The organism is Kribbella sp. NPDC056345, assembly GCF_042262745.1.
Classification (GTDB): domain Bacteria; phylum Actinomycetota; class Actinomycetes; order Propionibacteriales; family Kribbellaceae; genus Kribbella.
Window position 1 is genome coordinate 491,378 of the sequence record NZ_JBHJQQ010000006.1, and the last position, 20,032, is coordinate 511,409.

Below are 20,032 nucleotides of genomic sequence, written 5' to 3' on the forward strand. Positions count from 1 at the left end.
AGCTTCGGCGAGCGCAGTGTATAGCCTGTCCGGATGAGCGAGAACTGCCTCTTCTGCGGGATCGTGGCCGGAAGCATCCCCTCGACCCAGGTCGCCGAGAACGACCGGGCGATCGCCTTCATGGACATCAACCCCGCGACACCCGGCCACCTTCTGGTCGTCCCCCGCGTCCACTCGACCGATCTGCGCGAGACAGCCGCCGAGGACCTCACGGCCGTCACCCTCCTCGCGCAGTCGCTGATCGGCCGTGTCATCGAGCGGCTCGACGGGGCGACCGGTGCCAACCTGCTGAGCTGCATCGGTCCCGACGCCTGGCAGGCCGTGTTCCACACTCACCTGCACGTCATCCCCCGCTACCCCAACGACCCGATGGTTCTGCCCTGGCAGCCGCACGCCGGCGACATGGACGAGATCAAGGCTGTCGGCGCGAAGCTGGTGTAACGCCTGCACCCCCTCATGACACTGAGGGGGTATGACGCTCACTGCGGTACGTGCCGGGGCAGGTCTTCAACGGCGGTTGGTGCCGTTGTGGGTGGCGGCGTTTGTGCAGGCCGTCGGGTTCTGGGTGCCGGTGGAGAAGTTGTTCATGGCCGAGATCGGCTTCGACGCAGCCACGGTCGGAGTGATGGCAGCCGCGTACGCCGCTCTGGTGCCGATCGCCGAGGTGGTGTCCGGGGTGCTGGCGGACCGGTGGTCGCGGCGTGGGGTGTTGATGGTGGCGGGAGTCGCGCTGCTGGTCAGCGTGCTCGTCGGTGCGCTGAGTCACCACGTCATCACCTACATCGCGGCCGCTCTGATCCTCGGCGTCTACTTCGCGATGTACTCCGGGACGGTCGAGGCTCTCGTGTACGACGTGGTGCTCGAGGAGACCGGCGACAGCGCGCAGTACGAGCGGCAGATCGGGCGGGTCCGGCTGATCGAGAGCATCGCGCTCGTGAGCAGTGCGCTTGTGGGCGGCTGGATCGCATCGGCGCTGACCACGCGGGCGACGTACCTGCTGACCTTGCCGTTCGCGGCGCTGTACCTGATCGTGCTCACCCGCTTCCGTGAGCCGACCCTGCATCGGACCGAGGAGCGCACCACGCTGCGCACCCATCTCGCCGTCACCTACCACGCGATCACCGACCGCGGGCGGCTCGTTCCGATCGCCGCCGCGACGCTGATGGCGGCGATGATCCTGCAGGCGATGTTCGAATTCGGGCCGCTGTGGCTGGTCGCTCTGAAGACCTCCGCGGTGTACTACGGCCCGTTCTGGGCGCTCCTGGTCGGCACAATCGGGCTCGGTGGACTGCTGGCGCACCGGCTCCGGCTGGATCGACTGACCTCGACCGTGCTCGTGGTCGCGACGATGCTCGCTGCCTGTCTCACGATGACGACGAGCCACCATCTCGCCGTACTGACCGCCGCGATGGTCGCGCTCACCTTCCTGCTGGTGGTGATCGGCATCCACCTGAGCCACCTGCTGCACGACGCCGTACCGTCGTCGATCCGCACCGGGGTCGCGTCCGGGATCAGTGCACTGTCATGGGTCGTCTTCATGCCGTTCGCGCTCGCGTTCGGCGTGCTCACCAAGCGGCTCGGCGTCTACACCTCGGGCTGGATGATCACCGGCGCCGTCGCGCTGGCCGGGCTCGCGCTGATCTGGGTGCAACGGAATGCGCACCGCACCGCACTACGATGACGCGATGGCTGCGCTGCCGGCGGACGACGTACTGGCCGAGCAGTTGCGCGCCGGTGACGAGGACGCGTTCGCGCTCGTGCTGGATCGCTGGTCGGGCGGGATGCTGAGGGTGGCACGGTCGTTCGTTTCGACCGACGAGTCGGCGGCCGAGGTGGTTCAGGAGACCTGGCTGGCGGTCATCGAGGGCATCGACCGTTTCGAGGGCCGCTCGGCGTTGCGGACCTGGGTCTACCGGATCCTGACCAACACCGCCCGCCGGCGCGGCACCCGGGAGCACAAGGTCGTCCCGATGAGCAGCGTCGACGACACCGGACCGACCGTCGATCCGAGCCGCTTCCGCCCACCCGGCGATCCGGATTCCGGCCACTGGTGGGACTTCCCGCCGTCGTGGCCCTCGCCTGAACAAGGCGTGCTGACCGCCGAGGTACGCGCCTGCCTGAACGACGCGCTGGCCGAACTCCCCGAGCGGCAACGACTGGTCGTCGTACTGCGCGATATCGAGGGCTGCCCGTACGACGAGGTGTGCGAACTGCTCGGAATCACCGCAGCGAACCAGCGGGTGCTGCTGCATCGGGCCCGCGCGTTCCTGCGCGGGAAGCTCGAAGGGCTCTACTCCAGAGAGGATGACGGTCGTGAATAAACTCGAGTGCCGGACGTTCGTCGAGCAGGTCACGGCCTATCTCGAAGGCACGCTGTCACCGGACGCCGAGCAGGCCTTCATCGCTCACATCTCCCGGTGCGACGGCTGCGAGGGCTACCTCGACCAGATCCGCCAGACCCAGCAGGCGCTGAGCAACCTCCCGGCCGACGGCCTGCCGGACGACACCCGCAGCGCCCTGCTGGCCGCCTTTCAGCGGCGAGCGACCAACTCGTAGACGGCTAGGAGTTCCGGCAGCAGCACCGACCAGTCATAGGCCTGTACGGCGGTCAGTCCGGCGGAGCGGAGTCGTTCGCGGTCCTCGGGTGAGCGCAGTAGGTGCAGGATGCGGTTGGTCAGGAGCTGGACGTTGCCGGGTTCGACGAGGTCGCCGAGGCGGCCGTGCTCGAGGACCTGGCGGAAGGCGGGGAGGTCGCTGGCCAGGACTGGTGCGCCGGCGGCCATCGCTTCGAGGAGGACGATGCCGAAGCTCTCGCCGCCCAGGTGGGGAGCGACGTACACGTCCGAGCCGGCCAGCATGTCGGCGCGGGCCTCGTCGTCGACCATGCCGAGGAAGAGCACGTTGTCGCGGCACCAGAACGGCAGTGACCGCCAGGCCTCGTCGGCCTGGCCGGCGCCGGCCACCAGCACCTTCAGGCCGGGGCGTGCGGTGACGAGCGCGGGAACGGCCTTCAGCAGCACACCGAGACCCTTGCGTGGCTCGTCGAGCCGGCCGAGGAAGCTGATCGTGCCGTCGCCCTGCCACTCGTTGCGCGGGCTGCCCTTGAAGCGAGACGTGTAGAGGCCGTTCGGGATCACGACCGCTTCGCCGCCGACGTGCTGGACCATCATCGAGCGCGCGTTCTCCGAGACCGCGATCCGGGCGTCGATCTTCTCCAGCGCCGGGCGCAGCAGGCTCGATGCGGCGCTCATCGCCCGCGACCGGACCTGCCAGGTGTGGAAGGTCGAGACGAACGGACCGTCAGCCGACCACAGCGCGATGATCGAGGCACTCGGTGTGGTCGGCTCGTGCACGTGGACGACGTCGAAGTCACCTTCGGCCAGCCAGCTCTTCACCCGTGCCGCGGTCCGCGGTCCGAAGGTGACCCGGGCCACCGACCCGTTGTACGGGACACCGACGGCTCGTCCGGACGAAACGACGTACGGCGGGACCTCGTTGTCGTCGACCGGGGCGAGCACGGAGACCTCGTGGCCGAAGTCCAGCAGCGCCTCGGCCAGGTCGCGGACGTGGTTCTGCACACCGCCGGGCATGCCCAGCGAGTACGGACACACCACGCCGATCCTCACGGACCAATTGTCACCCGAGGCCGGTAAGCAGCCGCAGCCCGTCCGCGGCCGCGCTGCCCGGCGCCGCGGACAGCGTGACCAGTTCCATACCCGAGCCATCGGGCAGAGCGAAGTTCTCCTGGTGCAGCTCCAGCAGCCCGACCAGAGGGTGCCGGTACGCCTTGCGTCCGTGGGTGCGGGCACGCACCTCCGCGCGGGCCCACAGGCGTCGGAAGCGGTCGCTGTGCATCGCCAGCTCACCGATCAGCTCAGCCAGCCGGCGGTCGTCCGGATACTGACCGGCCGACAACCGCAGATGCCCGACCACGTCCACGGTGCAGTCGTCCCAGTCGGCGTACAGACCGCGGTCGTCTTCCTCGAGAAAGATGTGCCGGGCAATGTTCAGGCCCGGCATCGCCCGGGTGAAGAGCAGCTCGGCCAGGTGGTTCCCCGCGAGCGCCTCCAGGCGGTGGTCCATGATCAGCGCGGGCGCAGCGGTGATCAGGTCGAGGACCCGCTGCAGCTCCGGCCGGAGCTTGCTCGCCGGTGCCTTCGCGCGGCGGCGGCGCTGCCGCGCGAGCCGGTCGAGATGCCCGCGTTCGGTCTCGTCCAGGCCGAGCACGCCGGCCAGCGCGTCCAGGACCTGCTCAGAGGGCTGCGTAGCGCGCCCCTGCTCCAGGCGGACGTAGTAGTCGACGCTCACGCCGGACAGGTGGGCGACCTCTTCGCGGCGCAGCCCTTCGACCCGGCGACGGCTGTCGGTGGGGATGCCGACGCTGGCCGGAACGACCCGGGAGCGCCGGGTCCGCAGGAACCCCGCGAGATCGTCCATGGCCCCAGTATCGCCTCGACGCGGCGTCCGAGGGTGGTCCTGCCAACACCAGGAAGTCCGGTCCGACGGAAGTCGCGCCCCTGAACACCGGCCGCCGCGCTGCCCAGAATCGAGCCATGAAGACACTGATCATCTACGCCCACCCCGAGCCGAAGTCGCTCACCGGTTCGCTGAAGGACCTCGCCGTCTCCACCCTGCAGAGCGCAGGACACGAGGTACAGGTGAGTGACCTGTACGCGATGAACTGGAAGGCCGCGGTGGATGCCGCGGACTTTGGGCCCGACGCCGCCAGCCCGCTGCGGATCCCGCGCGCCTCCGGCCGGGCCTTCGACGCCGGCACCCTGACCCCGGATGTCCGCGCAGAGCAGCAGAAGCTGCTGTGGGCGGACACGATCATCTTCCAGTTCCCGCTGTGGTGGTACACGATGCCCGCGATCCTCAAGGGCTGGGTGGACCGCGTGTTCAGCTACAACTTCGGGTACGGCGTCGGCGCGCACAACGACATCCAGTACGGCGAACGCTTCGGGGAAGGCACCCTGGCCGGCCGCAGGGCGATGCTGTCGGTCACCGCCGGCGGCCCGGAATCGCACTATTCCGAGCGTGGGATCAACGGACCGATCGACGATCTGTTGTTCCCGATCCAGCACGGAATTCTGTACTACCCCGGTCTCGAGGTGCTGCCGCCATTCGTGCTCTACGGCACGGACCGGATGACCGACGCGGAGTACCCCGATGTCGCAAAGGCATGGACGGACCGTCTGCTCACCTTGGAATCGACCGAACCGATCGCGTTCCGGCGGCAGAACTTCGGCGACTACGAGATCCCGTCACTGCAGCTGAAGGACGGTCTGGAGCCCGCCGGCCGCACCGGCTTCGGGCTGCACATGCGCTAGTCGTCGAGGAAGATCCGCTGCAACATGTGCCAGTCCTCGGGGTGCGCGGCGATCCCGCGGGCGTAGGCGTCGGCGCAGCGCTGAGTCATCGCCGCGGCCCCGCCCTCGGGGCCGACCGGGTCGTGGAAGGTGATCACCAGATCCGGACCGTCGAAGTGCAGCGTGGCCGGGATCAGCGGTGCGCCGGTCTTCAAGCTCAAGGCCGCCGGTCCGACGGGCATCCGGGATGGGCGTCCGAAGAACGTGACCGGTACGCCGCGTTCGGACAGGTCGCGGTCGGCGACCAGGCAGACGAACTGCCCGGCCCGCAACTGCTCTGCGAGAACCGCAGTGACATCCTCGTCACTACCGGTGAGCGGGAGCACCTCCATGCCGAGCTTCTTGCGGTAGGCAATGAACCGGTCGAAGAGCGATTCAGGCTTCAGGCGTTCCGCGACCGTCCACACCGGCATCCCCGTGCGCCCGGCCCAGGCGCCCGCGTGGTCGTAGTTCGCCAGGTGCGGCAGCCCGCAGATGACGCCCTTCCCTGCGGCATGCGCGTCGCGGAGGAGCTTCTCGTTCACCGTGCGGACCCGGCCGACGATCTGCTCATCGGTCCAGTCCGGCAACCGGAACGCCTCCTGCCAGTAGCGCAGGTAGGAACGCATCCCGGCCTGGGTCATCGCATCCAGCTCAGCCGGGGTCGCGTCCGGCCGGACGACGGCGAGGTTGCTCCGCAGCCGCTGCACCCCGCGACCGTTGCTGCGATAGGTGCGGTCCGCCGCCCGCCGGAACAACCACGTCACGGTTCGTTCCGGCAGACGCCGTACGACGGTCCAGGCGAGCGCGAAGGCTAGGTCGACAGCCCGCTGGCGGAGAGCCTCCACGGATCAGCTCTTCGGGTCTTCCGAGGGCGGCGGCGGGGTGTCGAGGCCTGCGTTGGCCGGGTCGGCCAGCACCTGCTTGCGTACCGACAACGACCGCTGGACCACGGTGATCGTGCTCGCGGCCGCGATGTACCAGATCACGATCTCGAGCAGGATCGGCAAGTTGAGGACATCCGAGAAGAACGCCGTCACCAGCACGAACACCAACCGGTCGGCACGCTCGGCCAGACCACCGCTCGCCTTGTACCCGAGGCTCTCCGCCTTGGCCCGCGCGTACGACGTGACCGCGCCCATCACCAGCGCCCACAGCGTGACGGAGGCCATCAGCGTCGAGTCGCCCGCACGCGAGTTGGCGTAGAAGAGCACCAGAGCGCCGAAGATCGCGCCGTCGGCGATCCGGTCCAGCGTGGAGTCCAGGTAGGAGCCCCACTTCGACGACGTCCCCGAGGTCCGGGCCATGTGGCCGTCGATCAGGTCGGAGAAGACGAAACAGGTGATCACCACCGCGCCGAGCCAGAGCTGGCCGCGGGGGAAGAAGATCAGCGCTCCGGCAGACACCCCAACGGTGCCCACCAGCGTGACCATGTCGGCGCTCACGCCGAGTTTGAGCAGGAGGTTGGCGATCGGCGTGATCACCAAGGTCCAGAAATGCCGGAATCTGTTAAGCATGGCGTGCGTGATCGTAGTCGAGCCACGTCACCATCGGGTGACAGCCACCCTTCAGCACGTGATCCTGGACTCAGTACCCGGGAGGTGAGACATGCGGATCGCCCCGTTCGTCGTACTCGTCGCGCTGATCATGTCCGGCTGCTCGGTCGCCCGGAACGCCGACCGCGCCAGGCCGTCCGTCCCGCCCGCACCACAGGCCGGCGTACCGACCGTGATCGCTCCCCCACAGGCCCAAGGACTCGACGGCCGGTCCGGTGCGCCCGGCCCACAGGTCTGTACGGCGATCGCCGGTGAACTGACCGAGCGTCTGACCGTGCCCGTCACCGCTCACGACAGTGCGTGGAACGACGGCGGCCTGCCCGCCCTCGACCTGTGCACCCTGCTGGTCGAGGGTCGCCCAGTCACGGTCGGAGTGAGCGCACTCCCCCGCCAGCCCGACGCGCTCGGCCGCCTGCTCAACGGCGCCGGGCACATCTCCCCGCTGTCCGAGCTCGGCCCGGAGGCGCAGATCACGGAGTCCCGGATCGTCTTCATCACCGCCGATCGCGCGGTCCGCATCACCCCGGCCGGCGGTATCGATCAGGGCCGCGCGGACGGCCTCGACCGCGCCAAGGCCGTCACGATCGCGCTGGCCGCGAAGGACGCCGTACCGAAAGTCCTTCGCGCTGCACGGCAGACCGATCCAACGTGTCAGCTGTCGAATTCGCCGGCCGAAAAGTTCATCGGGGCGGCGGCGCAATTGCGGCGCGACTATCGGGTGCATGGCGCGCTGACCTGTATCTGGGGCACGTACGACGCCACCGTGTCGATCGTGGAGGCGTTCGACCAGCCGAGCATCCCCGAGTCACAGCGCATGCCACCACCACGGAACGCACCGATCGGCCGCCCCGGCTACTACCTGCCCGACGAAGGTGAACTCGTCTTCCGCCTCGGCCGCCGCGTCGTCCGGGTCACGGCGCTCACCACCCCGCCACGCGAGGTCAGCCTCGACGCGTTGACCACGATCGTCGACCCGATGATGCCGCTGTTCCTGCGTTAATCCGTGGGCCAGGACTTCGCCAGCAGCGCCCGGGTGTCCCCGAGCAACTGCGGCAACACCTTCGTGTGACCGATCACCGGCATGAAGTTCCCGTCGCCCGACCAGCGCGGTACGACATGCTGGTGCAGATGCCCCGCGATCCCAGCACCCGCGATCTCGCCCTGATTCATCCCGATGTTGAACCCATGCGCATCCGACACCGCACGAACCGCCAGCATCGCCTGCTGCGTCAGCGCCGCAATGTCCGACACCTCAGCAGCCGTCAGCTCGGTGTAGTCCGCGACATGCCGGTACGGCACCAGCATGAGATGCCCCGGGTTGTACGGATACAGATTCAGTACGGCGTACGCCGCCTCGGCCCGATGCACGATCAACGCGTCGGTATCCGGCAACCCCGGCAACCGGCAGAACGGGCACCCCGAACCGGCGTCCTTGCTCGTGGGCTTGTTCTCACCCTCGATATAGGCCATCCGGTGCGGCGTCCACAACCGCAGGAACGGATCGCCCACCCCAACCCCGTCCTGCCGCACCAGCTCCTCCGGCTGGTACGGCGACTCCGGGGTGTCCGTCATACCTGAACGCCCGTCATACCTGAACGCGCCGGGCGACGGCCTCGACGATCTCGGCGATCGCGTCCGCGACCGGTACGCCGTTCTTCTGCGTGCCGTCGCGGTAGCGGAACGACACTGAACCGGCGGCCATGTCGTCGTCGCCCGCGATCAGCATGAACGGGACCTTCGACTTCTGGGCGTTGCGGATCTTCTTCTGCATCCGGTCGTCGGAGGCGTCGACCTCGATCCGGATCCCCTGCGACTTCAGCTGCTGGGCGACGTCGTACAGGTAGTCGACGTGGCCGTCGGTGATCGGGATGCCGATCACCTGGACCGGGGCCAGCCACGGCGGGAAGACGCCGGCGTAGTGCTCGACCAGGACCGCGACGAACCGCTCGATCGAGCCGAACAGCGCGCGGTGGATCATCACCGGCCGCTGCCGCGAGCCATCCGGCGCGGTGTACTCCAGCTCGAAGCGCTCCGGCAGGTTGAAGTCCAGCTGGATCGTCGACATCTGCCAGGTCCGGCCGATCGCGTCCCGGGCCTGCACCGAGATCTTCGGGCCGTAGAACGCGGCGCCGCCCGGGTCCGGGACCAGCTCCAGGCCGGAGCCCTCGGCGACCTCGCGCAGCGTGTTGGTCGCCTCTTCCCAGACCTCGTCGCTGCCGACGAACTTCTCCGGGTTCTTCGTGGAGAGCTCCAGGTAGAAGTCGTCCAGGCCGTAGTCGGCGAGCAGACCGAGCACGAAGGTGAGCAGGGCCTTCAGCTCGTCGCGCATCTGCTCACGGGTGCAGTAGATGTGCGCGTCGTCCTGGGTGAAGCCGCGAGCCCGGGTCATGCCGTGGATGACGCCGGACTTCTCCAGGCGGTACACCGTGCCGAACTCGAACAGCCGCAGCGGCAGCTCGCGGTACGAGCGGCCGCGGGCGCTGAAGATCAGGTTGTGCATCGGGCAGTTCATCGGCTTCAGGTAGTAGTCCTGACCCTGCTTGCGGATCTGACCGTCCGCGCCACGCTCCTCGTCCAGGTGCATGGGTGGGTACATGCCGTCGGCGTACCAGTCCAGGTGGCCCGAGGTCTCGAACAGCTGGCCCTTGGTGATGTGCGGCGAGTAGACGAACTCGTAGCCGTCCTCGACGTGCCGCTGGCGGGAGTAGTCCTCCATCACCTTGCGCAGCACGCCACCCTTGGGGTGGAACACCGCGAGACCGGAGCCGATCTCGTCGGGGAAGCTGAACAGGTCCAGCTCGTTGCCCAGCTTGCGGTGGTCGCGCTTGGCGGCCTCCTCCAACCGGGTCAGGTACGCCTTGAGCTCGTCCCTGCTCTCCCAGGCGGTGCCGTAGATGCGCTGCAGCTGCGGGTTCTTCTCACTACCCCGCCAGTACGCCGCTGCCGTCCGCATCAGCTTGAAGTTGCCCAGGTACCCGGTGGCCGGCACGTGCGGCCCACGGCACAGGTCCTTCCAGGCGACCGAGTCATCGCGGCGAATGTTGTCGTAGATGGTCAGCTCGCCGCTACCCACCTCAACACTCGCGCCTTCGGCGGCGTCGGCTGCGGAGCCCTTGATGCCGATCAGCTCGAGCTTGTACGGCTCGGCCTTGAGTTCCTCGCGCGCGTCGTCGTCACCGACCACCCGGCGGCTGAACCGCTGCCGCTCCTTGATGATCTGCTGCATCTTCTTCTCGAGCTTGCCCAGATCGTCCGGCGTGAACGGCGTCGGTACGTCGAAGTCGTAGTAGAAGCCGTTCTCCACCGGCGGGCCGATCCCGAGCTTGGCCTCCGGGAACAGCTCCTGCACCGCCTGCGCCAGCACGTGCGCGGTCGAGTGCCGGATGATCGCGCGGCCGTCGTCCGACCCGGCCTTGACCGGCTCGATCTCGTCGCCGTCGCTCACGACCGTGGACAGGTCGCGCAGCTCACCGTTGACGCGAGCGGCGATGGCGGAGCGGTCCTGGCCGAAGATCCCGGCGAACAGCTCCCCGATCGTCGTCGTCTCGGTCACACTCCGCTCAGCCTCGCCCTCGACGCCGACCAGGTGGACCTTGACTTCCGACACGTTGCACTCCTCCGACTACGACCGGCCCATCGCCGGTCCCGCACAGATGGTATCGGCGTACGGACACCCCTGACGAAAGTAGGGGGTAAGTCAGGTCTGTCGTCCGATGTGGCTCAGGGTCGCCAATTCCTAGGTTTGCTGTATGGCCGACGCATTGCTCCACTTCGCTGAAGAACTCATGTCCTCCTGGTGGATCTACGTGGCGGTCTGGGGGTTCGCGGCCCTCGACGGATTCTTCCCGGCAGTCCCCAGTGAAACCCTGGTCATCACCGCAGGCGTCTTCGCCGCCTCGATCGGCCACCCGAACCTGTACGTCGTGATCGTGGTCGCCGCGCTGGGCGCGTTCGTCGGCGACCACCTGTCCTACTTGTTAGGCCGGGGCGCGGGCGGGCGCATGCTCGACCGGGTCAAGCCCGGCACCAAACGCCATACCGCGGTGATGTGGGCCCGCCGCGCGCTCGCCGACCGCGGCGGCCTGGTCCTGATCGTCGCCCGCTACATCCCCGGCGGCCGCACCGCCGTCACCCTCACCATGGGCAGCGTCCGCTACCCCCTGCGCCGCTTCACGCCGTACGCCGCCGTGGCCGCCATCAGCTGGGGTCTCTACTGCAGCCTCGTCGGCTACATCGGCGGCAAGGCCTTCGAGGACAACCCCCTCAAGGGCGTCGCCCTCGGCATCGGCCTCGCCCTCGGCGTCACCGTGATCGTCGAGGTCGTCCGCCACTACCGCGCCAAGCGCCGCCCTCAACCTGAGGTCGAGCCTCAGGTCGAGGACGAGCTCATGGTCACCTCGGAACGTTGAGCGCGATCGTGATCTGCTCGGACACCTTGGCAGCGAGCTCGAGGCCGGCCCGACGGGTGGCCGGCTGCAGGGCCGAGTGGTCGAGCGGGCCTTCGGCCGCGATGTGCTGGTCGGTCGGGATGTCGACGACCGCGGCCGCCCGGGACTCGAAGTACGGGCGAAGCTGCTTCTCCACCTCGCGGTTGATGTCACCGGGACCGTTCGAGACCGCGATGATCGCGCGCCGGATCAGCCGCTGCGCCTCGGGCCCCTGGTTGTCCAGCTCCTCCAGCATCTGTACGGCGGCCGCACACGACAGGCTCTTCCACTTGATCGGGATGACGAGGGCGTCGGCCGCCTTCATCGCCTCGCGCCAGTTGCTGGAGCCTTCGTTGTTGCCGGTGTCGATCACCAGCACCTTGTAGAACCGGCTCAGCAGGCGGTGGATCTGATCGAAGTCCTTCGCCTCGATCTGCGCATACGTCGTGGTCGCGGACGTCAGTACGTCGTACTGCCCGGCGACCTGGTGCCGCAGGTACGCCGCGACGTCACCGAGCCGTGCATCCGGCTGGGTCAGCATGGCCATCGCCTGCAGCATGTCGGTCACCGTGGACCGCGCGTTGGTGTCGTGGGTGCGCAGGTGCATGTTGCCGCGCAGCTCGTTGTTGTCCCAGGCCACGACCCCGCCACCACGCGCCTGACCGAGCGCACCGGCCAGCAGCAACGTGGTCGGCGTCTTGCCCGAGCCACCCTTCGGGTTCGCCACGACGATCGTGACCGGACGCCGGAACGCGGTCGCCGCAGTCGCGCGAGCGATCCGCTCCGTGCGCTCGGTGGTACCCGGACGCAACCGCAGCACGCTCCGCACACCACGCTCGGCCGGAGCCTCCCGCGGCAGCGGCAGCGCCTGCATCAGCTCGTCGGTCCGGTAGGAGACATCCCGCTGCTGCGGAACGTTCTGCCCCGGGATCCCCTGCGGGAAGAAGTGCTGCGCGGCCGGCGACAGCGGCTGCGCGCCTTGCTGCGGTGCGGGGGCTGCGTGCCCACCGTGCTGCTGCGGGGCTTGGTGTCCTTGGTTGCCGCCCTGACCGAAGGCCGGTCCCGAGACGTTGAACGACTGACCACCGAAGACCGGAGTCTCCGGCAGACCTGCCGGACCTGAATCGTGCGCCGGGGCGGTCGGCTCCTCGGGGCTCTCGATCGGAGCGGGCGTCACGTCTTCGGTCTCCACGACCTCATCCTCGAAGTCGGGCTTCTCAGCGGCGGGCTGCGTCCAGGAGGCCGTCGGCTCCGCGGCCGGCTGGGTCCAGGACGGCGCCGACTGACTCGGCGGCTGCGGCTGGGCAGAGGGCTGGGGCTGGCTCGAGGGCGGCGTCTGCTGCTGCTCCCAAGGCTTCGCCTGAGCCGCGGGACGGGACCACGAGTCGCCCGGGAACTCCTCGGACAGTGCATCCGGAGTCTGCTCCACCGCGTCTGCCGGGTCGGCGGCAGGCTCGGCGTTCGGGTCCGGCTGGGTCCAGGAGGGCGTCGGTTGCCACATTCTCCGGACCTCGGCCGCCGCCGCTTCCCGGTCTTTGTGCTGTCCGGAGTTGTGCGAGTCGGTCACGACCTGGGTCCCCGATTTCTGTGAGAAGGGGCGGTGGACGCCCCACAGCTGGTGTGTCGATCCGGAGGTGAGGTCCCCGGGTGTCCCACTATCCCATGACCCGGTGTCCACGCCATGTCACGACCCGGAGCGTCGCAGGTTCCTGCCACCTGCAGCGCTCAGGTGGTCACCAAACCCGCTTCGTAGGCGACGATCGCCGCCTGGACCCGGTTCTTCACCGCGAGCCGCAGCAGGATCGCACTCACGTATGCCTTCACGGTTCCCTCGACCAGGAAGAGCCGCTGCGCGATCTCGGCATTCGACATCCCCGCGCCGACCAGACCGAGCACCTCACGCTCTCGCGGACTCAGCACGTCCACCTGTTCCTTGGCCGCGACCGCGCGCGCCATCGAACCACCACTCAGCTCGGCGATCACTCGCTGTGCGACCCGCGGCGACAGATAGGCCGCGCCTTCCGCGACAGCCTTCAACCCGGCAATCAGCTCCCGCGGATCACCGGACTTCAGCAGAAACCCACTCGCCCCGTCACCCAGCGCTCGCGCGATATACGCGTCCTCGGAGAACGTCGTCAGCATCACGACCGCCGTCTCGGGGACTTGGCGGCGGATCTCCGCAGCCGCCTCCAGCCCGTCCATCCGCGGCATCCGGATATCCAGTACGGCGACATCCGGCCGATGCCGCCGTACCAGCTCCACCGCCTCCAGCCCATCGGATGCCTCGGCAACGACCTCGATCGCGTCGTCGGTGCTGAGAATCGCGCGCACCCCGGCACGAACCATCAGCTCGTCATCGGCCAGCAGAACCTTGATCATCGTGGACTCTCCGGAGTTGGCTGGACCGATCCGCTCTGCAGGATCGCCTTGTCCACCAGCACGCCACCGGCAAAGCACAGCCGGTACACGTAGTTGGTCGAGAACGGCTCAGCCGGCCGGTAGTACTGGCAGGCCCAACCGTTCGGCAGCGTGATTCGCTCCGACGGTGGATCGATCATCTCCATCGCCGGAAGTGCTCGCCGTACGTCGTTCTCGGCCTGCCCGAGCGTGAGTTCGTCGTACGCGGCGGGTCGCAGGATCGAGCTGTACCCAGTCACCAAGTAGTAGCCCAGAGCAACCACCCCGATCACCGATCCGAGGACCAGCGGTGCCACGACAGCCGTGACCAGTCCGCGCCGCGCGGTCCGCCGTACCTGGTCTCGCTCCGTCGCTGCACCGGCATCGCCTGCCGGCTCGGGCTCGGGACGACCGCCTGCGCGCGGCATGACCGCTCGCACCTCGAACCCGCCGGCTGCCTGTGGTCCTGCTTGCAGACTGCCGCCGACCAACCGCACACGCTCGCGGAGGCCGTCCAGCCCTCGACCACTCGACGCCGTCTGCTTCGGCACCGGGCGTGCCGCTCCCGTGTCGACCACGGTCACGGTGACCTCGTCGGCGTACTGGACAGTGACGGAGACCGCCCCGCCGGGCGCGTGCTTGCTCGCGTTCGTGAGCGACTCCTGCACCACCCGATGCACGGCCCGGTCGACCATCGGCGCAAGCTCGGCCGAGCCTTCCTCGGTGAGCACGACCTCGAGACCCGAGGCGGCCGCCCGCTCCACCAGCGCCGCCACCGTCTCGTCGCGCGGAACGGTTGTCGCTTCGGAGTCACGCAGTACGCCGATGATCTCGCCCAGGCGCTCGGTCGCCGACGCGGCCGCTTCCCGGAGAGAGGCCGCGGCCTCGCGTTGCTCACCGCTAAGATTCACGTCGATCTCGAGAGCCGCCGCTCTCAAGGCGATCAGGCTCAGCTCGTGGCCCACCGAGTCGTGCATGTCCTGAGCGATGCGAGAGCGCTCTCTGAGGCGTTCTTGAGCTACAGCCATCCGATGCTCACGCTCGATCCGCTCGGCCCGTTCCCAGCCCGCGGACGTCAGCAGCAACTGCTGAGCGCGGTACCGGCCGATCAGCCACGGGAGCACGACCAGCAGCAACGCGAGCAGCAGCATCACCAGCCACGTCAGCACGGCCTCGGTCTTCGCCACCTCCGGACGCACGATCATCGAGAGCACCAACAGGCCGAGCAGCGTCCAGCTACAGAGCATCACGAAGTGCTTGAGCTGCGTTTCCCGGCGTCCCGCCAGATAGCTCAGCACGATGATCGCGAACACCAGCGCGATCGGAACGCCGCCGGTCGTCCCGAGTGAGAACGCCAGGATCACGCTCTCTGCCCAAGCAATCAGGGCGAGTGAAAGCAACGGTCGGCTGCGCCGCAACAGCACCGCCGCACCGAGAAGGCCAATGCACGCGAGCTGCATCCACCACGGATCCTGCCGGGCACCACTCTCCGCGAGAACGGGAAAGCTCAGCACCGCCCACAGGCCGACATCGCCCCAGCGCCGCCAGTTCATGGCGCCGACGCTACACAGCCGCCGGGCCCCCGCAGTACTGCCGAAAGTCAATGATCGTCCGCGGCGTCAACGATCTCGAACGGTACGTACGTCAGGTTCGGCACCGTCTCACCTCGCAACCGTGCGACCAGCAGGTCCACCGCCGTACGGCCCATCTCGTCTTGGTTCTGCCGGACATGCAGGTACGGCGGTCCGCCGATCGAGTCCCCCGGCGAGTCGAAACAAGCGACGACCCGCTCGCGGCCGAGCGCGCGATCCGTCATCCGGGCCAGGTTGTACTCACACGCGACGTACGCCGTCACCTCCGGGAACCGGTCGCGGAACTGACGAATCGCGTCGATATCCCCCTCCACACTCTCCATCGATCCGGGCAGCGTGCTGCGCAGATCCGTCAGCTCGTAGGCCTGACCGCGCTCCTGGAAGGCCGAGCGGAAACCCTCGAGCCGATCCTCGATCGACGAGGTGTTGACCGGCGGCGGCGACACGAACGCGATGTGCTGATGCCCTTGGTCGAGCAGTCGGGTGGTCAGCGCCCGGGCCGCCGCGACGTTGTCGGTATGAACCGCGGACACCGGAATCCCGGACAGATGCCGGTCGACCAGCACGATCGGATACCCGTCCAGCACCTGCCGCAACAGACTCGCGTTGTAGAAGTCGCCGTGCACCGGGAACACGATCAGCCCGTCCACCTCACCGGTCGCAACCAGCGAGTCGACGGCCTTCTCCTCATCCGCCTGCCGCCCGTGCGTCCGCCGTACGATCAAGTGCGTCTCGTGCTCCGCACAGCGTTCCTCGATCGCACACATCAGCTCGAGACCGTAGGAGTCCGACACATCCGGTACGACGAGCGCGATCGTCCGCGCCTCCCGTCGCGGAGCCGCCACCCGACCGCGCAGCGGCATCGTGACCCCGGACAGATCCGGCAACTCCTGCACCACGAACGTGCCCTTGCCTCGGACCCGCTCGACCAGGCCGGCCTCCCGCAGCACCTCGAGCGCCCGCTTCGACGTGATCCGGCTGACGTCGAACTCGACCGCCAGCTCCATCTCCGAAGCCACCCGGTCACCCGGCCCCAGCACCCCACGCCGGATCTGGTCGAGCAACCGCGCACAGATCTCCTCGTACAGCAGCACCCGCCCGTCCTCCTCAGCCTGCTCGCCGGTCTGGTTGGCATATCAAATCATCCCCGGGGACTGTCGGTCCGCTGTGGCAGCCTGCGAATCATGGACATCCACGGCAAACTCGCAGTCGTCACCGGAGCAGCCGTCGGCATCGGCCGAGCCATCGCCCAACGCCTGGCCGCCGAGGGCGCCGAGGTGGTGGTCGCCGACATCGACGCAGCCGGCGGCCAGGAAACCTGTACGTCGATCGGCCCGGCGGCCCGCTTCGCCGAGGTCGATCTGCGGTCCGATGCGGCGGTCGCGGAGCTGATGTCATGCCAACCGCAGATCCTCGTCAACAACGCCGGCGGCGGAGCGGTCCTCGCACCCTGCTTCCCCAAGGCGTCCGTCGAGCGATGGTCGGCCTCCCTCGACCTGAACCTCCGGGCACCCATGCTCGCCACCCAACTCGCGCTCGACGGCATGCAGCAGGCGGGCGGCGGCGCGATCGTCAACGTCGGATCGACCGCCGGACTGGGATTCGAGGGACATTCTTCTCCCGAGTACAGCGTCGCGAAGGCGGGGCTGATCCGCTTCACGGCAACGCTCGCTCCGCTGGCCACGACACATCGCGTCCGCGTCAATTGCGTCGTACCGGATTGGGTTGCCACCGAGCGCGGTGTCCGCGAACGCGCGATGCTGCCCGCCGCTGAGCGTGGTGCGGAGCAGGTTCCACTCTCGGCGGTGACGGATGCGGTCATTCAGTTCGTTCGCGACGACAGTGCGGCGGGGCGCGTCGTACTGTTGGATCGGGGTGAGCCACCGCGCTGGCTCAATTGAGCTGTTCTTGACCTCGTTGTGCTGTCAGCATTCGAGCATGATTCCGGCTTTTGCTGCGCGTCCCGTGTTTGTCGTCGCCGGGGCGCTGGCCGCCGTACTGACTGCGCTGTCGGGTCGGTACGGATATCACCGCGACGAGCTGTACTTCCTGGTAGCGGGCGAGAAGCTCGCCTGGGGGTACGTCGACCAACCACCGCTGACACCGCTGATCGCTCGCATCTCCACTGAGCTCTTCGGCAATACGCCCATGGGTCTCCGGGTCATCTCGACTCTCGCCAGCGCTGCGACAGTGATCGTGGTCGCACTGCTGGCCCGCGAATTCGGCAGCAATCGCCCGGGCCAGGTGGTAGCCGCGGTCTGCGCGGCTGTCTCGGGTTTCCTGCCTGGCGTGGGGCACATGGTCTCCACCGCGACGTACGACCTGCTCGCCTGGATGCTCATCGCGTTGTTCGCGGTCAAGCTCCTGCGCACCGACGACCGCCGCTGGTGGCTGGCACTCGGGCTGACGGCCGGGATCGCGCTCGAGAACAAGTACCTCGTCGTACTGCCGATCGCGGCACTGCTCGTCGCGCTGCTGATTGTCGGACCGCGCCGGGTACTGCGTTCGTGGTGGCTGCTCGGGGGGATCGCCCTCGCGGGGCTGGTCGCGCTGCCGAACGTGATCTGGCAGTTCCAGCACGACTGGCCGCAGCTGACGGTCGCCGGCGGGATCAGCTCGGACGACGGCACCGAGAACCGCATCATGTTCATCCCGCTGCAGATCCTGCAGCTCTCCCCACTGCTTCTCCCGGTGTGGGTAGCCGGCTTCCGCCGACTCTGGAAAATGCAGTGGCCACGCGCGGTCGCTCTCGCCTACCCGGTCCTGTGCGCCGGCGTACTGATCGTGGGCGGCAAGTCCTACTACGCCCTCCCCCTCCTGTACGTCCTGGTCGCAGCCGGCGCCGAACCCACCTATGCCTGGATCACCAGACACCGCGCCCTGGCAGCTGCCGCCCTCACATTCACCGCAGCCACCTCCGCAATCTTCACCCTCCCCGTCCTCCCCGTCTCAGCCGTCGACTTCGTGATCCCCGTCAACAAGGAGCAAGGCGAACAGATCGGCTGGCAAAACCTCACCACGACGGTCGCCAACGCCATCCCCGCGTCCGAACGCGCCACCACCACTATCCTCACCAGCAACTACGGCCAAGCCGGTGCCCTCCGCCGCTACGGCCCCGCCCACAACCTCCCCCTCGCCTACTCCCCCCACATGAGCTTCGCCGACTGGGAACGCCCCGCCGACACCGCCACCGGCCCAGTCCTCCTGCTCCAGATCGAACGCTCCCCCGCCCTCGAATCCCACTTCCCCAACTGCCACCAACTAACAACCCTCCAAAACCCAGTAACCAACGACGAACACGGCACCACCCTCGTCCGCTGCAACGCCCCCACCACCCCCTGGTCCACCCTCTGGCCCCAACTCCGCCGCTACTACTAACCCCACCCCAGGCGGCCGCGTTTCCCGCCTTCCCCAAACCTCCACGCACGCCCGGCGCTTAGACAAGACCTCTTGTACAAGCCCAATTGCAAACCACTCTCCATCCCACGACCCGCCGCCGCCCCGTGCGTCTCCGCGACTGAACCCTCCCTGCAAATCTCCACCGACAGTCCCCACCGTGCCGCCGGCAACCGCTTCCCAGCAGCAATCCCCCGCCACTCAACGCCCCGCCGGCGCCAGCCGCACCCTCCCCCGAGCCACCACCGGCCTCCGCGTCCGCACCCGACGACCTGGTGGAGCTAGTACGACGCTGTGCACGGCTCCCGGCTGTCCCGCGCATTAGCCGGTGGATTTTCGTCACCGAGTCCCCAAAATCCATCGGATAGCGCAGAACTCGAGGATCAAGCACCTCAGCCCCAGCCCGTCAGCCCCAGGCGACGTGGAGCCGCGGTAGCCGGGCCTCGCCATCCGGCCCAGCCATCTGCGGTGGCGCGCCCTCTGGTTTTGTCGGCCGTCTTTGGCGGTCGAGTGGGCTGAGGCGCGAAAGGACTCGGCCGGAGACGTGCGCTGTGGTTGATCGCCGCGTCCGGCCGACTAGAAGGAAAGCGTGGCTGGTCGCCGCGGTGGCTGACGTGGATGGCGAGGTCGGCGACCGCGGCTTCACGTTGCCTGGGGTTGCCGGGCTGTGGTTGCTGCTCGGGAAAGAGAACGGCTAGCAGCTCATCCGCCCCAACCCAACGTGCCAAGCAAGGCCTAGTCCACATGCAATCGCCGGCCCCACCCCACCAGCCGAGCGAAGACCACACCCGGCCGCCGACCCCATCCACGCCACCGCCCCGGCCAGCCATCTCGTCCGGCACTCCGCGAACACACGGCTGATCCGAGCGAATGCGCACTCGCTGCCGACCCAGGCCGCAGCACCGCCCACTCAGCCAGCGCTGGCCGTTCACCCCTGCCCACGCCGCCCGCACCTCACCCCCACCAGGCAGCGAAGCGAAGACCACTTCCAGCCGCTGACCTCACCACGCCTACGCCCCGGCCAGACACCTCGTCCGGACCCGTGAACGCAACAGCTGAGCCGAGCGAAGCGAAGGCGACCAGAGCGACACGTCAGCCACGGCCCGGAACCGGGGAGCGTGCCCCCACCCAAGCCGCCAAAGCGAAGCGAGGCGCAGGGGGTGCGGGTGGCGAAGCCCCCGCCCGCGGCAAGCGAAGCGCAGCCGCACAAAACGACGAAGGCGAGGCGGCGAGCGCTGGTAACAGCGCCGCACACCTCGCCTATCGACTTCGTGGACGATACTGGGATCGAACCAGTGACCTCTTCCGTGTCAGGG

At 68.3% G+C, this 20,032-nt stretch carries 19 protein-coding genes; 9 read left to right on the top strand and 10 right to left on the bottom strand.

Annotated elements, in window-relative coordinates:
• The first annotated feature begins 33 nt into the window (after positions 1-33).
• Genes ACFCV3_RS24115 through ACFCV3_RS24130 form a run of 4 tightly spaced genes read left to right on the top strand, consistent with a single transcriptional unit; the run spans position 34 to position 2,556 of the window.
• Positions 34-441 carry an HIT family protein gene (locus ACFCV3_RS24115; protein ID WP_376033297.1) on the top strand — a complete coding sequence of 136 codons (408 nt, stop codon included), beginning with the start codon at positions 34-36 and terminating at the stop codon, positions 439-441.
• 31 nt (positions 442-472) lie between these two features.
• Positions 473-1,681 (top strand): MFS transporter, encoded by a 1,209-nt coding sequence (locus tag ACFCV3_RS24120; RefSeq protein ID WP_376033298.1) that lies wholly within the window; start codon positions 473-475, stop codon positions 1,679-1,681.
• Positions 1,682-1,685: 4 nt separating this feature from the next.
• A complete protein-coding gene (locus ACFCV3_RS24125) occupies positions 1,686-2,321 on the top strand; it encodes an RNA polymerase sigma factor (RefSeq protein WP_376033300.1) in 636 nt (211 codons plus the stop codon).
• On the top strand, positions 2,314-2,556 hold the full coding sequence (locus tag ACFCV3_RS24130; protein WP_376033302.1) for an anti-sigma factor family protein: 243 nt from the start codon (positions 2,314-2,316) through the stop codon (positions 2,554-2,556). Before ACFCV3_RS24125 ends, ACFCV3_RS24130 begins: the two co-directional genes overlap by 8 nt.
• Here ACFCV3_RS24130 and ACFCV3_RS24135 read toward each other — a convergent pair.
• On the bottom strand, positions 2,532-3,626 hold the full coding sequence (locus ACFCV3_RS24135; protein ID WP_376033303.1) for a glycosyltransferase family 4 protein: 1,095 nt from the start codon (positions 3,624-3,626) through the stop codon (positions 2,532-2,534). The two genes, ACFCV3_RS24130 and ACFCV3_RS24135, sit on opposite strands and share 25 nt — an antisense overlap.
• Positions 3,627-3,636: 10 nt before the next feature.
• Positions 3,637-4,437 carry a helix-turn-helix transcriptional regulator gene (locus ACFCV3_RS24140; protein WP_376033305.1) on the bottom strand — a complete coding sequence of 267 codons (801 nt, stop codon included), beginning with the start codon at positions 4,435-4,437 and terminating at the stop codon, positions 3,637-3,639.
• Between the two features lie 116 nt (positions 4,438-4,553).
• Between ACFCV3_RS24140 and ACFCV3_RS24145 the strand changes: the two genes are divergently transcribed.
• Complete coding sequence (locus ACFCV3_RS24145; protein WP_376033307.1) at positions 4,554-5,330, top strand: NAD(P)H-dependent oxidoreductase; 777 nt, start codon at positions 4,554-4,556, stop codon at positions 5,328-5,330.
• On the opposite strand, the gene ACFCV3_RS24150 is transcribed toward ACFCV3_RS24145, so the two are convergent.
• Both ACFCV3_RS24150 and pgsA read right to left on the bottom strand, forming a co-directional pair.
• Positions 5,327-6,196 (bottom strand): phosphatidylinositol mannoside acyltransferase, encoded by an 870-nt coding sequence (locus ACFCV3_RS24150; protein WP_376033308.1) that lies wholly within the window; start codon positions 6,194-6,196, stop codon positions 5,327-5,329. The two genes, ACFCV3_RS24145 and ACFCV3_RS24150, sit on opposite strands and share 4 nt — an antisense overlap.
• Before the next feature lie 3 nt (positions 6,197-6,199).
• Positions 6,200-6,865 (bottom strand): phosphatidylinositol phosphate synthase, encoded by a 666-nt coding sequence (gene pgsA / locus ACFCV3_RS24155; RefSeq protein ID WP_376033310.1) that lies wholly within the window; start codon positions 6,863-6,865, stop codon positions 6,200-6,202.
• A 91-nt stretch (positions 6,866-6,956) separates the two neighbouring features.
• Between pgsA and ACFCV3_RS24160 the strand changes: the two genes are divergently transcribed.
• The gene (locus tag ACFCV3_RS24160; protein WP_376033311.1) at positions 6,957-7,904 is read left to right on the top strand and encodes a hypothetical protein; all 948 of its coding nucleotides are present in this window, start codon (positions 6,957-6,959) and stop codon (positions 7,902-7,904) included.
• Here the strand turns inward: ACFCV3_RS24160 and ACFCV3_RS24165 are convergent.
• Both ACFCV3_RS24165 and thrS read right to left on the bottom strand, forming a co-directional pair.
• A complete protein-coding gene (locus tag ACFCV3_RS24165) occupies positions 7,901-8,476 on the bottom strand; it encodes an HIT domain-containing protein (protein WP_376033313.1) in 576 nt (191 codons plus the stop codon). The genes ACFCV3_RS24160 and ACFCV3_RS24165 overlap by 4 nt on opposite strands.
• 13 nt (positions 8,477-8,489) lie before the next feature.
• Positions 8,490-10,511, bottom strand: a complete 2,022-nt coding sequence (thrS, locus tag ACFCV3_RS24170; RefSeq protein WP_376033315.1) for a threonine--tRNA ligase — start codon at positions 10,509-10,511, stop codon at positions 8,490-8,492.
• Positions 10,512-10,653: 142 nt separating this feature from the next.
• On the opposite strand from thrS, the gene ACFCV3_RS24175 reads away from it, so the two are divergent.
• A complete protein-coding gene (locus ACFCV3_RS24175) occupies positions 10,654-11,313 on the top strand; it encodes a DedA family protein (RefSeq protein ID WP_376033317.1) in 660 nt (219 codons plus the stop codon).
• On the opposite strand, the gene ACFCV3_RS24180 is transcribed toward ACFCV3_RS24175, so the two are convergent.
• The 4 genes from ACFCV3_RS24180 to ACFCV3_RS24195 form a co-directional block, all read right to left on the bottom strand.
• On the bottom strand, positions 11,297-12,898 hold the full coding sequence (locus ACFCV3_RS24180) for a MinD/ParA family protein (protein WP_376033318.1): 1,602 nt from the start codon (positions 12,896-12,898) through the stop codon (positions 11,297-11,299). The genes ACFCV3_RS24175 and ACFCV3_RS24180 overlap by 17 nt on opposite strands.
• 158 nt (positions 12,899-13,056) lie before the next feature.
• Positions 13,057-13,710 carry a response regulator gene (locus tag ACFCV3_RS24185; protein ID WP_376033320.1) on the bottom strand — a complete coding sequence of 218 codons (654 nt, stop codon included), beginning with the start codon at positions 13,708-13,710 and terminating at the stop codon, positions 13,057-13,059.
• Positions 13,707-15,281 (bottom strand): sensor histidine kinase, encoded by a 1,575-nt coding sequence (locus tag ACFCV3_RS24190; protein WP_376033321.1) that lies wholly within the window; start codon positions 15,279-15,281, stop codon positions 13,707-13,709. The genes ACFCV3_RS24185 and ACFCV3_RS24190 overlap by 4 nt, the downstream gene beginning before the upstream one ends.
• A gap of 47 nt (positions 15,282-15,328) precedes the next feature.
• Positions 15,329-16,414: a GntR family transcriptional regulator gene (locus tag ACFCV3_RS24195; RefSeq protein ID WP_376033322.1), complete on the bottom strand. Its 1,086-nt coding sequence runs from the start codon at positions 16,412-16,414 to the stop codon at positions 15,329-15,331.
• Positions 16,415-16,504: 90 nt separating this feature from the next.
• Between ACFCV3_RS24195 and ACFCV3_RS24200 the strand changes: the two genes are divergently transcribed.
• Both ACFCV3_RS24200 and ACFCV3_RS24205 read left to right on the top strand, forming a co-directional pair.
• Positions 16,505-17,221: an SDR family NAD(P)-dependent oxidoreductase gene (locus ACFCV3_RS24200; protein ID WP_376033324.1), complete on the top strand. Its 717-nt coding sequence runs from the start codon at positions 16,505-16,507 to the stop codon at positions 17,219-17,221.
• 37 nt (positions 17,222-17,258) lie between these two features.
• Positions 17,259-18,698: an ArnT family glycosyltransferase gene (locus ACFCV3_RS24205; protein WP_376033326.1), complete on the top strand. Its 1,440-nt coding sequence runs from the start codon at positions 17,259-17,261 to the stop codon at positions 18,696-18,698.
• The last annotated feature ends 1,334 nt before the right edge of the window (positions 18,699-20,032 follow it).